9 protein-coding genes are annotated in these 13,332 nt (G+C 39.8%); 1 reads left to right on the top strand and 8 read right to left on the bottom strand.

All coding sequences use genetic code 11. From position 1 onward, the window contains the following. Nucleotides 1-26: 26 nt before the first annotated feature. The 3 genes from P3J6_RS11590 to P3J6_RS11580 form a co-directional block, all read right to left on the bottom strand. On the bottom strand, nucleotides 27-698 hold the full coding sequence (locus tag P3J6_RS11590; RefSeq protein ID WP_232735529.1) for an MAE_28990/MAE_18760 family HEPN-like nuclease: 672 nt from the start codon (nucleotides 696-698) through the stop codon (nucleotides 27-29). After that, nucleotides 688-1,788 carry a DUF262 domain-containing protein gene (locus P3J6_RS11585; RefSeq protein WP_198523085.1) on the bottom strand — a complete coding sequence of 367 codons (1,101 nt, stop codon included), beginning with the start codon at nucleotides 1,786-1,788 and terminating at the stop codon, nucleotides 688-690. Before P3J6_RS11585 ends, P3J6_RS11590 begins: the two co-directional genes overlap by 11 nt. Before the next feature lie 570 nt (nucleotides 1,789-2,358). Beyond that, nucleotides 2,359-2,775, bottom strand: coding sequence for a hypothetical protein (locus P3J6_RS11580; RefSeq protein WP_198523084.1), 417 nt, complete (start codon nucleotides 2,773-2,775; stop codon nucleotides 2,359-2,361). Nucleotides 2,776-3,009: 234 nt separating this feature from the next. Here P3J6_RS11580 and P3J6_RS11575 point away from each other — a divergent pair, with 234 nt between their 5' ends. Beyond that, nucleotides 3,010-3,975 (top strand): integron integrase, encoded by a 966-nt coding sequence (locus P3J6_RS11575; protein WP_198523083.1) that lies wholly within the window; start codon nucleotides 3,010-3,012, stop codon nucleotides 3,973-3,975. A 129-nt stretch (nucleotides 3,976-4,104) separates the two neighbouring features. Here P3J6_RS11575 and P3J6_RS11570 read toward each other — a convergent pair whose 3' ends face one another. The 5 genes from P3J6_RS11570 to P3J6_RS11550 all read right to left on the bottom strand — a co-directional run bounded on the left by P3J6_RS11570 (nucleotide 4,105) and on the right by P3J6_RS11550 (nucleotide 13,298). Beyond that, entirely contained in the window at nucleotides 4,105-5,817 is a 1,713-nt protein-coding gene (locus P3J6_RS11570; protein WP_198523082.1) for an alpha-amylase family glycosyl hydrolase, read from the bottom strand. Nucleotides 5,818-5,887: 70 nt separating this feature from the next. Further along, complete coding sequence (locus P3J6_RS11565; protein WP_198523081.1) at nucleotides 5,888-8,290, bottom strand: glycoside hydrolase family 15 protein; 2,403 nt, start codon at nucleotides 8,288-8,290, stop codon at nucleotides 5,888-5,890. A gap of 36 nt (nucleotides 8,291-8,326) precedes the next feature. Beyond that, the gene (locus tag P3J6_RS11560; RefSeq protein ID WP_075169306.1) at nucleotides 8,327-9,817 is read right to left on the bottom strand and encodes an MFS transporter; all 1,491 of its coding nucleotides are present in this window, start codon (nucleotides 9,815-9,817) and stop codon (nucleotides 8,327-8,329) included. Then, nucleotides 9,807-11,666, bottom strand: a complete 1,860-nt coding sequence (locus P3J6_RS11555; RefSeq protein ID WP_198523080.1) for an alpha-amylase family protein — start codon at nucleotides 11,664-11,666, stop codon at nucleotides 9,807-9,809. Before P3J6_RS11555 ends, P3J6_RS11560 begins: the two co-directional genes overlap by 11 nt. Before the next feature lie 138 nt (nucleotides 11,667-11,804). Continuing rightward, on the bottom strand, nucleotides 11,805-13,298 hold the full coding sequence (locus P3J6_RS11550; RefSeq protein ID WP_198523079.1) for a tryptophan halogenase family protein: 1,494 nt from the start codon (nucleotides 13,296-13,298) through the stop codon (nucleotides 11,805-11,807). Between the last annotated feature and the right edge of the window lie 34 nt (nucleotides 13,299-13,332).

Genomic DNA, 13,332 nt, shown 5'->3' with positions numbered 1-13,332 from the left:
ATTGTCTTTGTTTAACAGCTTGTTAGCTATACATTGCTCACAACTTTGTATGTTTCTAATTCGACATGGTTACAAACAATACTTTCAAAGTGATCAACCAAGCTATTTACTCGAGTATATATTTCATTAAACTCATCTTCATCAATTGAAAGATCAGGATTATTTTCTGTTCTCTCGCCGTGAGCGATGGCATTTCTGTACTTAAGTAATTTACTGTCAATGTACTGCTGATTATTCGTAAAATGCTCGGTATTAATGCCAAGCATATTCAATAATTCAACTAAAACCTCAGTGGTTAAATTGCTTTTTGTATCAACCCTAGAGCCAACATCAATTCTAAACTTTAAATTACTCGCATCGTTCAAAACAAAGTTTACCGATTTAAGGTAAGAGCCAAACCTTTTTTGTGGAAAGTTTCCATTAAATTGATTAGCTATACCTACAGCCAAAAAATTCGGTTGTAATTCAGAGTACTTATGAGCCTTAAAGTTTAGGTAATGAAAAAATGCCTCACATACTTTTTTTACATAGCCTTCCCAGTGAGAATAAAGTAACAAAACTCCAGCACGCACAAGTGTTTTATTGTGAGCATCTCTAGATTGATGAATTAATGATTTTAAATTAGTTAACTCTTTCCTTCTCCATGCTCTTTCTAGTTGAATAGCATCTAGAAAGCATTCCTTGCTTTTAATCTTCATCAATAAATAAACTCACAGCCAATGGGACAAATTTAGGCCAGCGATAATTTGCCTTAGAACCCGAACCACTATAACGAGTGAAAATTTCGTTACTTCCAAGGTTATTAGAAACACTTCTTAATAGGGCTGGTAATTCTGCTTCATCTTTACCTGCTTTAAGATATAAATAAGTTCCTGTTGCAATAACTTCAAATATGGTTAATTGGAATCCACCTTTGAAGTCATCACCTACTTTACGTTTAAATGAATTATCGGATAAGGTGGCATTTATAATTCTAAAAGTTTTAGCAAGTAGCTCTTTCTCATCAACCCAATTCAAACCACTATCAGCAAAGTATTTTAATTTTTCAGTAAGAAAATCTGATACATCCGGTATATTTTTTAGCCCATCTTCTTCAGAGTTAGCGAGAGATAGCAATCTAAGGATTAACTCCATTTCATATCGCTCTTCATACAATCGTTCTGTAATGCTGATCGTTTCATTGAAGTTTTGGTCTTTTGACAGGTCTACGAGTATTTTATAGAAATCTTCATTCAACATTATAAGTAGACAGTTTCTTACTTCCTGATCTGAAAGTTGTGATCCTCCCGTATTTAACCTTTGAAAAAGTTCAAATTTGGTACTTGTATCACTTTCTTTTTTTATGATCTTTATTTCAATTTTTTCTCTTTTAAATAAGCGTTTCAATGATGAATCAAGTTCCTTATCATCACCTTTCCATACAACACCATCAAGAAGAGGAAGATATTCCGTTGCTGATAGTTTCAAAGAACTATCTACAACACCTTCTTCATTTTTAAGTTCATTCATGAAATATAAGATTGTTGAAATTCTTTGTAGACCATCAACTAGATCCCAAACTCCATCTTCTCTTTGCGCTACAAAAATTGATGGTAAAGGAATTCCTAACAAAATAGATTCAATTAATCTTACTTTTTGAGTTTCTGACCATCTAAAAAACCGTTGGAATGCAGGGTTTATTTCTAAGTCACCATCTTTGTACAAATTAACTAACTCACCAATAGACATTGGATATGAGTCAGTAAAAATTTCCTTACGTTTTTCTTCTACTTGCTGAAGTAAATTCATGATTTTTCCATTAAATATTTAAAAATGATGCCAAAATTTGATTGTATAGCTAACGCCGCATTAAGCGGATAAAAATAGTTGGTTAAAATTGTTGAGGCACGAAACATAACCAACTGTTTTTATTCCGTTTAAATGCCTTGTTAGGAATATTCACTCGCAAGTGCACTCAAACTTTTTTTCGGAACACTCATCGCAATAATCACAAGTACATTCATCTTCTTTTTCTTCACACCCTTTACATCGAATGCATGAGCATTGCTCCTCTTTTTCCTCACAAAATTCACAATGCGGACAGGTACAATCATGCTCTTTTTCATCGCAGTCCTCACAGTAAGAGCAAGTGCAATTACTCATCGGGTGTGCACACCCATCACAAATTTTATCCATAGGATCCATACTACAACTCCTTTTTTAATTTAATTTTAAAGTACTCAATATTTCAAATTCAGTAATAATAATTGTATAAGCAAATTATATTCCTAACGCTAAGCTAAGCGGAAAAATACAGTTTGGCTATAATGCGCGAAGCGCGAGCCAACTGTAATTTTTCCGATTAAGCGCCTTGTTAGTTCACTTTCCACACAAATGCTCTGCAAATAATTCTGACCATTTGTATTTCTGTACGTTTTTACCATATTCTGTTACGTTTTCTACTAGACCATGTGACTCAAGGATTTTTACCTGTTGATCTAGATTATTGTGGTCTTCTACGTAATAAGCTAGGTACTTGCCACTATGGTTAAAAATGCCACTTTTATTTAAGATAAAAAACTCTCTGTGAAACTCATAATCAGGATTAAGCAAATCTTGCTTCATTTCAGTTAACAAAGTTTGGTGTTTTGCCCATAAAGCATCAAAAAATCGCGTAGTCTCATTTACTTGCTCTTTTTGTTTGCGCTTATCCGTATATTTATTGCCAAAATAAGTTCCCGCAGCACCAGTAGCACTTCCTACGAGAAATCCAACGGCTAGACTAAAGTAATCCATACTTTCCTCAGTGAACTAACAGCTTATTCAAAGGATCTAAACCCGCAAGTTGTAGACATAAAATCCTTTGATTTTTTAATACTTTAAGTTTAACTCTGTATCTAAATGTAAATCAAGGGATTTATATTTGTTGTTTTTTTGTTGTTGTAAAATACAAGAAATAATCCCGCGAGTTGTTGAAAAAAAACCAAATACAACTACTGCTTGTATATACAGTACCAGCTAGAGCAGATTATGGCTTCTATATTTTTAGAATCAATCCGTGACTTTATGATAACGCGTCGTTATGCCAAGCGTACTATAGACACTTATCAATATTGGATAAAATTTTACATTTTATACCATGGTAAAAAACATCCGGCGCAATTGGCAGAGTCGGAGGTTGAGCAATTCTTATCTTATTTAAGTAATCAGCGTAATGTTGCAATGAAAACTCAGGCAACGGCTTTAAATGCTTTGGTATTTTTATACCGTCATATTATTAGTCGACCGTTATCACTTGAAATGAATTTTAATAAATCACTCGTGTCACCTAAATTACCTGTAGTACTGACCCGTGAAGAAATACAGCGTTTATTATTGGCAATGGATCCAAAGTATAAACTTATCGCTCAGATACTTTACGGTAGTGGTCTACGTTTAATGGAAGCTTTAAGGCTACGGGTAAAAGATGTCGATTATGACTATGTCTCATTAATGATTTGGCAGGGCAAAGGCAATAAAAACCGCAGAGTAACATTAGCACTCGAACTACTGCCGTTGTTACGCAGCCAAAGTCACTTGGTAAATGACTACTGGCATCGAGATAAACAAGCAACAGACTATGCCGGTGTCTGGCTTGCGAATGCATTAGCTAGAAAATACCCAGCGGCTCCTTATGAAATGAGCTGGCAATATTTGTTTCCTTCAGCCCAGTTAAGCATGGACCCAGAAAGTAAAAAGCTGCGTCGCCACCATATTGATGAAACAACGGTTCGTAAAGCAATTAAACAGGCAGCAAAGCTGGCAAAAATTCAAAAAAATGTTACCTGCCATACACTACGGCACTCGTTCGCTACCCACTTACTTGAATCTGGTGCAGATATACGCACTGTGCAAGAACAACTCGGCCATAGCGATGTTCGCACTACGCAAATATATACGCATGTTTTACAACAAGGCGCGAACGGGGTAATTAGCCCACTAAGTAAAATATTATAAAGTTTGAATTTAAAAGACTTTTATCTAATCTAATAAACTTTAAAAATGAGCTATAACTTGGGGGAATGCAATAAAAGCACTTTTACCAAAAGGGGCTAACGTATGTTAGCCCTTTTGTGTGTTTTTTATTTATAGTGTGTTGTTTAGTAACAATAAACCATAGCCAGCGAGTTGCTCGCCATTGAGGTCGTGTTGCCAGTTAGGCGTTAACCCATCGCGTTTAATACTATTGATGCTTTGCGGGTTAGCGGTTAAGTTAAGCACAAACATACTTTTACTGCCGTTTAACTCGCGGGTTATTTCAACAAGCCCGTTGTTGTGTTGCGTTAATTCATAACTGCCTTTAATACCCAGCTCTGGGCGCTGTTTTTTTAGTGCTATTAAATGCTGATATAAACGCCACAGTGAATTAGATTGTGATTGTTGCGTTTTTACATTGCGATCAGCAGCATTAATTTGCTGTGCTAAATATTCAGGCCACCACTGGGTGTAGTTATCACCAAACAGTTCAGCCTGCTCAACCCAACTTGTTTGAGCTTGAGTAAAGCCAGCTTGATTGCTGTTATCCCACTGCATTGGCGCGCGTTTATACACATCGTGACCTGTGCCACCTTGTGTCAGGCCAATTTCTTCACCGTAATAAATATACGGCGTGCCAGGAGAGCTAAATAACATGGCGGCGGCAAGTTTTGCTTTATCGTCGTGCTCTGCAAGTTGATAAGCCACTCGTTCTTGGTCGTGATTAGTTAAAAACGGTGCAAAAAAATCAAGTGGTGCAGTTGAATCAATACGCTGCTGTAAATTTTGTTTGAGCACATTGGCATCAACGGTGCTCACTTGTTGATTAGATTGCATGGTGCCAAATTGCGCTTCACCACTGGCATCGGGTTTTAATAGGCCCAGTATTTTATAGCCCACTTCAAAATCAAAGCCTTGATCGAGGCCTTTACCTTCGCCAAAGTATTTTGCTGCAACGGGAATGTCAGCCCAAGCTTCACCTACTAAATACGCCTCTGGATCAACGCTTTTTACGTATTGGTTAAAGTGCTGCCAATATGCAATGGTTTCGTCGGTATCGGCTTGCGCATCTGCGCCACCTTCCATTGCAAAACGTACTGCGTCTAATCTAAACCCTGCAACGCCTTTATCAAGCCAAAACTTAGCCATTTTTTCCATTTCGGAAACAACATCAGGATGGCGTAAATTCAAGTCAGGTTGGCTGGCACCAAACGCACCATAGTAATACTGCTGGCGAGTTTCATTCCAATGCCATACGGCATCGGGTTGGTCGTTATTACTCCATGCGTGGCCCCAGCCACTTCCGGCTTTTGGCATATCGTCGCGCCAAATAAAGTAATCTGCATAAGGGGCTTCTTGTTTTGCTGAACGCTGAAACCATTCATGGTTACTTGATATATGATTTATAACTAAATCAAGTATGACTTTCATGCCTTTGTCTTCAGCAGCTTTTATAAAGGCTTCAAACTCGGCCATGCTGCCGTAGTCGTTTTCTACTTGGTAAAATTCAGTAAAATCATAGCCATGATAAGAAGGTGCTTCAAACATTGGGGTTAACCACAGTGCATTTACACCGAGGTCTTGTAGATACGGGAGCTTTTGGGTCATACCATTAAAATCGCCATGACCATCAGCATCGCTGTCGTAAAAACTGCGGGGCCAAATTTGGTAAAAAATGGCGCTTTCCCACCAAGGGCTTGCTTGTTGTTCAGTATTTAGTGGCGATGTTTCGGTGTTATTCGTGTAGTTATTTAATGATGGTGCGCTTTGGCAGCCTGTTAGCATGATTGCTAATGCTAATGCGCTCAAGGTAAATGTTTTCATTTCAGTCTCGTTATTATTGTAATAACTAACATAGCCGTATTTTACTACGGCTATGTTAGTTAGTTTGCGGTTATTTTAGTGCTTTAGTTACCACTGGGTAATGATCCCATACCTGCTTGTCGCTTAGTGAGCGCACTAGCTTAACGTATTCCGCATGTGTCCACGCCAATGGTGTGGCCGAGTTAGTACCCTCGCCTAACGTGTAACCCGCTTTATTAATGCCTACACCATCCCATACTTGTTCAGGTAGCATCATGCCTTGGTTAGCAAATTGCTCTAGGCCTTTTACATAACTATTTTTAATAGCCTGCTGTTTTGTTGCATCTAAACTGTTATTGGCATTTGCGGCGGCAATTTCGTAATGACCACGTTCACCGGTAAAAAATGGCCAAACTCGCCCACGTTGACCTGGGCTATTTTTTCCACCTTGCGCATAGTTAGCGCCCGTTACTTCGTCTTCACCGTATCCGTCATTACCATAGCGGCGGTAGCCTGCAAATGTGCCGCTGCCGTCAGTAAACTTAAAGCTGTATTTAACTTGTAGGTTATCTGTTAGGGTTTCGTCATCATATTCTGGCAATGTTTTTACTATGCTAGGCGATAGTGCATCACGTACGCCATAGCGAACAAGTTCTAAAAATCCACCATCGAGTATTTGCTTTTTATTAAAGCCTTCACGGCCGTTGTTGGCGTTAATTTTAGTATTTGAATTGGCGTCTTTATCTTGGCCAATGCGAATAAAGTATTCACCATCAGAAGCGCTCGACTCTAAATTACCAGCCGTTGTAAACATTAATTTTTCAATATCATTGTTATAACGCTTAGCTGTATTTAGGTAACGTGTTGCATTGGCTTCATCACCTGCTAGTTTAGCGATATCGGCTGCAGTAATTAAACCAGTAACAACAGCGGCGGTGGTTGATGGCGAATACCCTTCTTGCTCTTCCCAGCGTTCTTGCTGAGTGGCTGGCGGCGTTATTTGTGTATCGTTCCATAGAATGTTTGCACGACCACCCTCAACTAAAAAGTCTGCCGCAGGTTTTAACATACGACTATACCAATCAGTGAGCTCTGCATCACTTAATACACCTGCCTGATGGAGTTTCCATGCAAGCATGAGTGGCATTGCTGTTTGGTCTAGCTGTACGCCTACCCATTCTAGTTCACCATCAACATGTGTTTTTTGTAAAAACCACCCTGTATCGCCTTTATTGCCTGGGGTTTTGCTGTTTACTTGAACTTTTTCAAGGTATTCGAATGCGGTTTTAGCGGTCGCATTATCGCCCATGGCCATAAACGCCATGGCAACTTGATAAAAGTCGCGCACCCATACCGCTTTGTAACCAGTAGAGCCTGTTTTAGCCGATACGGTTTCGCCCCATGGGTTAGATAGTGAGGCAATAAGCGCACCTGCATGAGTTTTATCTTCTTGCGCTTTAAGTACCATGGCACTGGTGTAAAGTAACTTGCCGTTATCTGCGGTTTGTTCGCTCATGTTATTTAGCGGTGCAAGGCTTTGCAGGTAGTCTTGCCAACCGAGCGCTTCACCTTTACCGTTGTAATTATCAAGCACCGCTTGGTAACCTTTGGCTAACGTAGCTTGCCCTTGTTTAAAGCTAGTTTGTTCGCTATTACCAAAGCTTAGGGTTAAATCGAACTGGCTGTTTTCACCAATTTCACCCAGCTCTGCAAGTAAGCTAACATTACCTGATTGTTCACCGGTATTGTTATAAACCTGTGTAAGCTGCTGAGTTGTTTTCAGCTGATTTAAACCGTCGCTCTCACCTGTAAAACCAACACTTGTTTGTTTAAATGGCTGCGCACCTTGTAATGAAAGGTAGCTGTTGTCTTGCCATGCAAGCAGCCCTCGTTCTGTGGTTTTAGCAAAATCATCAAGGCCGTTATTATCAACATACGGGTTAACGCTTACGTATGCCTTAACGCCTTCAAGCTGGGTATTAAAAATACTGCGTACAAATAAGCTTTGCCCATCAGGATCGGTAAATATATGTTTTTCGAGGCTAAAGCGGCCTTGCTTATCTTTGCTTACTACTTTGTAAGCTAATGATAACGGGCGGCCTTTATCGTCTTTGTATAAGTAGTCAATGGTAACGTCTAAATCGTCAGCTTCGGTAACTGTAAAATCCTTTCCTACTACCACAAATTGCATGTCTTTAATTTGCGCTTGGTGAATAAGCCCAAACATTGTTTCGGTGATCATACCTTTAGCAATTGAAAACCATACTTTTGACACCGTTCCTGTAGGGGCTTCATCACTGTAATGGCCATTTTGATATTGCTCAAAAGATGTGCCAATACCGGTTTTGCCTGCATAGGCCCAAAATGGCTCTGCCCCAGGGGCACCTGGTGCCGATACCTGTATTACAGCGCTGTTTGATGGCTCTTGCTGCGCGCCACAAGCTGTTAAACCAAGCATTAATAAACTGGTGGTAATTGTATTTAATTTTTTCATTTTAAAGCCTTAATTAATTTCAGTTTACTCGTTACTTTACTGAGTGTGCTTAACACGCAATACCGCAACCGCTGCAAGTACAAACGACACAGCGCCCAGTACTAATGCGTAAATAGGTTGGTTTTCAAAAAAGTGGCGTAATATTAATCCCAGTACGCTGGCGGCTAATAATTGTGGGATCACAATGAAAAAGTTGAAAATGCCCATGTAAACGCCCATTTTATGGCTCGGTACTGAAGTACTTAACATTGCATAAGGCAGTGATAAAATAGACGCCCACGCAAAACCTACGCCTATCATTGGCCAAATAAGTAAGCTTGGATCTTTTATAAACATAAAGCTCGCTAGGCCCAGCGCACCTAAAATAAGGTTAAGTGCATGTGCTACTTTTAATCCCACGCGTTTAACGATGATCGGGATGCATAGAGCAGCAATCGCGGCAAAGCCGTTGTAAGCGGCGAATAATATGCCCACCCAATCTGCACCGTTGTTGTACGCTAACGAGCTGGTATCTGTACTCCCGTAATGAAAGCTAGTAACCGCTGACGTGCTGTAAATCCACATAGCAAATAACGCAAACCAACTAAAAAATTGTACCCATGCCAATTGCTTCATCGCCTCAGGCATAGTGAATACATCATTCACTACATTATAAAAACCGCCGCTAGTGTGCTGTTTAGCTTTTAATGCCGCTGCAATAAATTGAATAACACCAAAACTAACTAACCCAGCAGCCAGCAAGTAAAGTTCTTTTTCCAGATCCAGCCCTAATACCGTAGCTAAAACAAGCAAACCTAAGCCGCTAAAAATAACGCCGCCTTTGGTAAAGTTAACGCTATTAGTAATATTGGTTTGTGTTGTTTGTGATTCTTGTTGATTAAATTGTGCAAGCTGCTCGGGTGAGTACTCTTTTGTAGTGACAATAGTCCAGCCAACTGCAATAAATAAAATAACCCCACCAAAGTAAAACGAATACTTTACAGAATCAGGAATTTGACCAATCGGTGCGGTATTAGCAATATCAAACCAGTTGGTCATCATCCAAGGGAGTGCTGATGCAACCACTGCTCCCACACCAATAAAAAAGCTTTGCATGGCATAGCCTGTGGCGCGCTGCTTGTTTGGCAAGTTATCGCCCACTAAAGCACGAAACGGTTCCATGGTAACGTTAATTGAGGCATCCATAATCCACAGCATACCCGCAGCAATCCAAAGCGTGGGGGAATTTGGCATAATAAAAAGCGATAATGTGGTTAATATAGCGCCGTATAAAAAGAAAGGACGACGGCGGCCTAATTTGCCCCAAGTTTTATCACTCCAATAACCAATAATTGGTTGCACAATTAAGCCCGTGAGCGGCGCTGCAACCCATAAAATAGGAATATCGTCGACATTAGCGCCAAGTGTTTGAAATATACGGCTTACGTTACCGTTTTGCAGTGCAAAGCCAAATTGAATGCCTAAAAAGCCAAAGCACATATTCCATATTTGCCAAAAGCTTAAGGTTGGTTTGTTGTTATAATTCATGATCAGCCTTATTTGTTAAAACGGCACTGCTGAGTGCATCAAGGGTCAGCGTAAAGGTTGTATTTTGTTTCTCATCGCTCACCAAAATACTGCTATGCGACTCTAGTAGGTCGTATAGCGTTGAGTTTGGTTTGAGCATTGTTGCTTGATTTGGCGTGAGCGTAATAGTGACTGTTTGCGCTTGCTGGCTAAAGTTGCTCAGCACCCATAATGATTGCTGGCCTAAGGTGCGTACAAAACCCACCACTCTATCACTGCCTGTTACCATCAAGGGTGCCATATCACCGGCAACAACAGCAGGTAAGCCATTAAGTTCCATAATTGCGATATAGTATTGACGTAACTGTGCTTGCTCAGGAGTTAAATTTGCGCCATCAAACTTGCCATTATTCATCCATGCTTGGTGCGCTGGTACGCCAATGTAATCAAAAATACTGGTGCGTGTAGGCGAACCAAAGCCTGCGTTTTCTGATCCATCTTCACCTACGTCTTGGCCAAAATAAAGCAAGGTTGGCGAACGACTAATTAAGTTAGAAACCACCATAGCCGGTTTACCCCATGCAGCGTCGCCAGCAAAGTCAGGACTTGCGATACGTTGTTCGTCATGGTTTTCTAAAAAGTGCAGCATGTGCTGTTCAATATCTGCCACTTCAGCTTGTGCTTTAAATAACGTGTTAGCGGGTTGCTTACCTTGCATAATCCCTTTTAGGGTGTCGTAAAAACCGACCTTGTCATACAAGTAGTCCATTTTACCTTGGTGAATATAGGTGCGGTACATCAATGGGTTATATACTTCGGCGAGTAAAAACGCATCGGGTTTATGTGTTTTTATTGATGAATTTAAAAAGCTCCAAAATTCAACGGGTACCATTTCAGCCATATCATAGCGAAAGCCATCAACCCCTTTATCAAGCCAATAAAGGGCAATATTTCTAAATTTATACCAACTATTTGGCAGTTCTTTATCTTGCCAAAATTCATAATGTGCACGGTAATCTTGGTTTTCAAGCGATTTAGGTAAAGTTGGAAAGTCTAGGCTGCCATCGGGTTTAACACCGTAGTTAACTTTTACCGTTTCGTACCAGTCGTTTATATCAGGCTTTGGAGCACGTGCACCATTGCCAGTCCATTTTGCTGGGATTTCACTAAATTGACCATCGGCTAAAGGGTGTTTGTTGCCACCTAATACTTGGTAGCTGTCGCTTGTTGGTACTTTAAATGATTCACCCGGTACATAGTAAAAATTATTATTTTTAGCATACGCCTTGCTAGTATCATCGTCCTCACCAAAGTCTTTCACGCCGTTAGGCTTTGCGATTGAGTGATAATCTCGAGCCACATGATTAGGAACAATATCAATAATTACTTTCATGTCATGCTCGTGAGTACGCTCAATTAGCGCGCTGAACTCTTCGAGTCTATTGGTAACATTAATAGCTAAATCTGGATTTACATCGTAATAATCTTTTATTGCATAAGGCGAACCTGCACGCCCTTTTACCACATCAGGATCGTCTTGTTTTATACCGTACTCAGTGTAATCACCCACCAAGGCATGATGCAAAACGCCGGTGTACCACACATGCGTGGTACCTAGCTCTTTAATGCCTTTTAGTGCCTCGTCGTTAAAATCAGCAAACTTACCAACTCCATTTTGCTCTTTGGTTCCCCATGGCACATTAGCGGTTTGGGTGTTACCAAATAAACGAGTAAATACTTGATATACCACTGGCTTAACTGGGTCTGTTTGCTTAACTAACAAATCTGTTTTTGTCTCTTTGTCATCACTGCAACCGTGCACCAGCAATGCGCTGCATATAAGCAACGGCGTGTAAAATCTTTTTTTCATTGTGTGTGTCATTTTTATTTCAGTGTTGTTATAGGTTTATACTAAAGCTAAGTAAGGCTTGGTTACAGTTGCTGCATACGTATTCACAGCCATATTCAGTGACAATTAACCCGCAACTAAAGCATCACGTCACGTCACTTAGTTTGTTTTTAACTTAGCTAAAAACTCTTTATGAGTAGGCAGCTTATCTACCGTTGAATTTATTAGGGTTTTTAACGTTGCGAATAAATCCGTTAGTTGTTCACTGCTTAATGAATCAACAATACTGTTATAGTCATCTGGTATTAGGCCTTGACCTATAAATACTTGCTGCCAAGCTACTTCTGCAAATAACTCGTCGTTTTCGCGCACTACTTTGCCCGTTTGTTTAAATAAATCCATTTTATGCGCTAACGATTGAGGAATTTCCATTTGCTTACATTGACGCCAAAATGGGGTGTCCTCTCGCTCAGTTAATTTATAGTGCAAAATAATGAAGTCACGAATATGCTCGATTTCGGTGATGCTTTGCTTATTAAATTCAGTTACTAACGCATCACTAACCCCATTATGAGGAAACAACTTAATTAAACGTATGACCGCACTTTGTATTAAGTGAATACTAGTAGACTCTAAGGGCTCTAAAAATCCACTAGAGAGCCCTACTGCGACTACATTTTTATGCCACTGCTTTAAACGACGACCTGTTTTGAATTTTATTAAACGCGGGCTTGTTGTTGGCTCACCAGGTAAGTTATTTAATAAAAGCGCTGTTGCTGACTTATCTGATAAATAACGGCTGCAATACACTAAGCCATTTCCTGTTCGGTTTTGTAGCGGAATTTGCCACTGCCAACCTGCGTCATGTGCTATGGAGCGCGTATATGGCTTTAATTCGTTGCTACCTGTTGATTGCACTGCAACAGCCCTATCGCATGGTAAATAATGCGACCAATCAACAAACCCCGTATTGAGAGTTTGTTCAATTAAAAGTGCGCGCTGGCCAGTGCAATCTATAAATAAATCGCCTTGGATTTGGCTATTATCGTCAAGCATTAAGTTGGTGATATTACCTGTGTCTGGGCATTGCTCGACGTGTTCTATTTTTGCATCAATGTGTTTAACGCCGCGAGATAATGCAAGATTTTTTAAATATTCAGCATATAAAGTAGCGTCAAAATGAAAAGCATAACTAAGCCCTGGTAATTGAGTATTAGGAATAGTATTTAGTAGCGTAAATTTGTGCTGTTTAGCGGCTTGATAGTTAAGAGAAAAATCCCATAAAGAATCCTCGCTGCCATTAATGTGTCCTTTTACCCAAAAATTATAAAAGTCACAAAAGGGAAAATCTTTACCAAACGAGCCAAATGCATGCATGTAGCTATGCCCTGGTGTTTTCCAATTTTCGAACTCTATACCCAGTTTAATAGACGCATTGGTGGCATTTATAAAATCTTGCTCATTAATACCGAGCGCATTATTAAGCCCAATAATAGGAGGAATAGTGGCCTCTCCCACACCTATAGTGCCAATGCTACTTGATTCAATAAGGGTAATATTAATTACTTTACCTAACACTTTATTAAGTAGTGCTGCGGTTATCCAACCAGCTGTTCCACCGCCTGCAATGACGACATGTTTTATTGGCTTCATATTATTGCTCACTTTTTTAAATCAGAATTTAAAA

Origin of the sequence: Pseudoalteromonas sp. 3J6 (assembly GCF_903995135.1) — a bacterium.
In the GTDB taxonomy this organism is placed as follows: Bacteria; Pseudomonadota; Gammaproteobacteria; order Enterobacterales; family Alteromonadaceae; genus Pseudoalteromonas.
The sequence above is the reverse complement of the archived record's forward strand: the minus strand, read 5'-3'. Positions and strand labels throughout refer to the sequence as shown.

Coding starts and splice junctions, on each gene's coding strand:
- P3J6_RS11580 (WP_198523084.1), bottom strand. CDS start 2,775: ATGGATTACTTTAGTCTAGCCGTTGGATTTCTCGTAGGAAGTGCTACT.
- P3J6_RS11590 (WP_232735529.1), bottom strand. CDS start 698: ATGAAGATTAAAAGCAAGGAATGCTTTCTAGATGCTATTCAACTAGAA.
- P3J6_RS11560 (WP_075169306.1), bottom strand. CDS start 9,817: ATGAATTATAACAACAAACCAACCTTAAGCTTTTGGCAAATATGGAAT.
- P3J6_RS11575 (WP_198523083.1), top strand. CDS start 3,010: ATGGCTTCTATATTTTTAGAATCAATCCGTGACTTTATGATAACGCGT.
- P3J6_RS11550 (WP_198523079.1), bottom strand. CDS start 13,298: ATGAAGCCAATAAAACATGTCGTCATTGCAGGCGGTGGAACAGCTGGT.
- P3J6_RS11570 (WP_198523082.1), bottom strand. CDS start 5,817: ATGAAAACATTTACCTTGAGCGCATTAGCATTAGCAATCATGCTAACA.
- P3J6_RS11585 (WP_198523085.1), bottom strand. CDS start 1,788: ATGAATTTACTTCAGCAAGTAGAAGAAAAACGTAAGGAAATTTTTACT.
- P3J6_RS11565 (WP_198523081.1), bottom strand. CDS start 8,290: ATGAAAAAATTAAATACAATTACCACCAGTTTATTAATGCTTGGTTTA.
- P3J6_RS11555 (WP_198523080.1), bottom strand. CDS start 11,666: ATGAAAAAAAGATTTTACACGCCGTTGCTTATATGCAGCGCATTGCTG.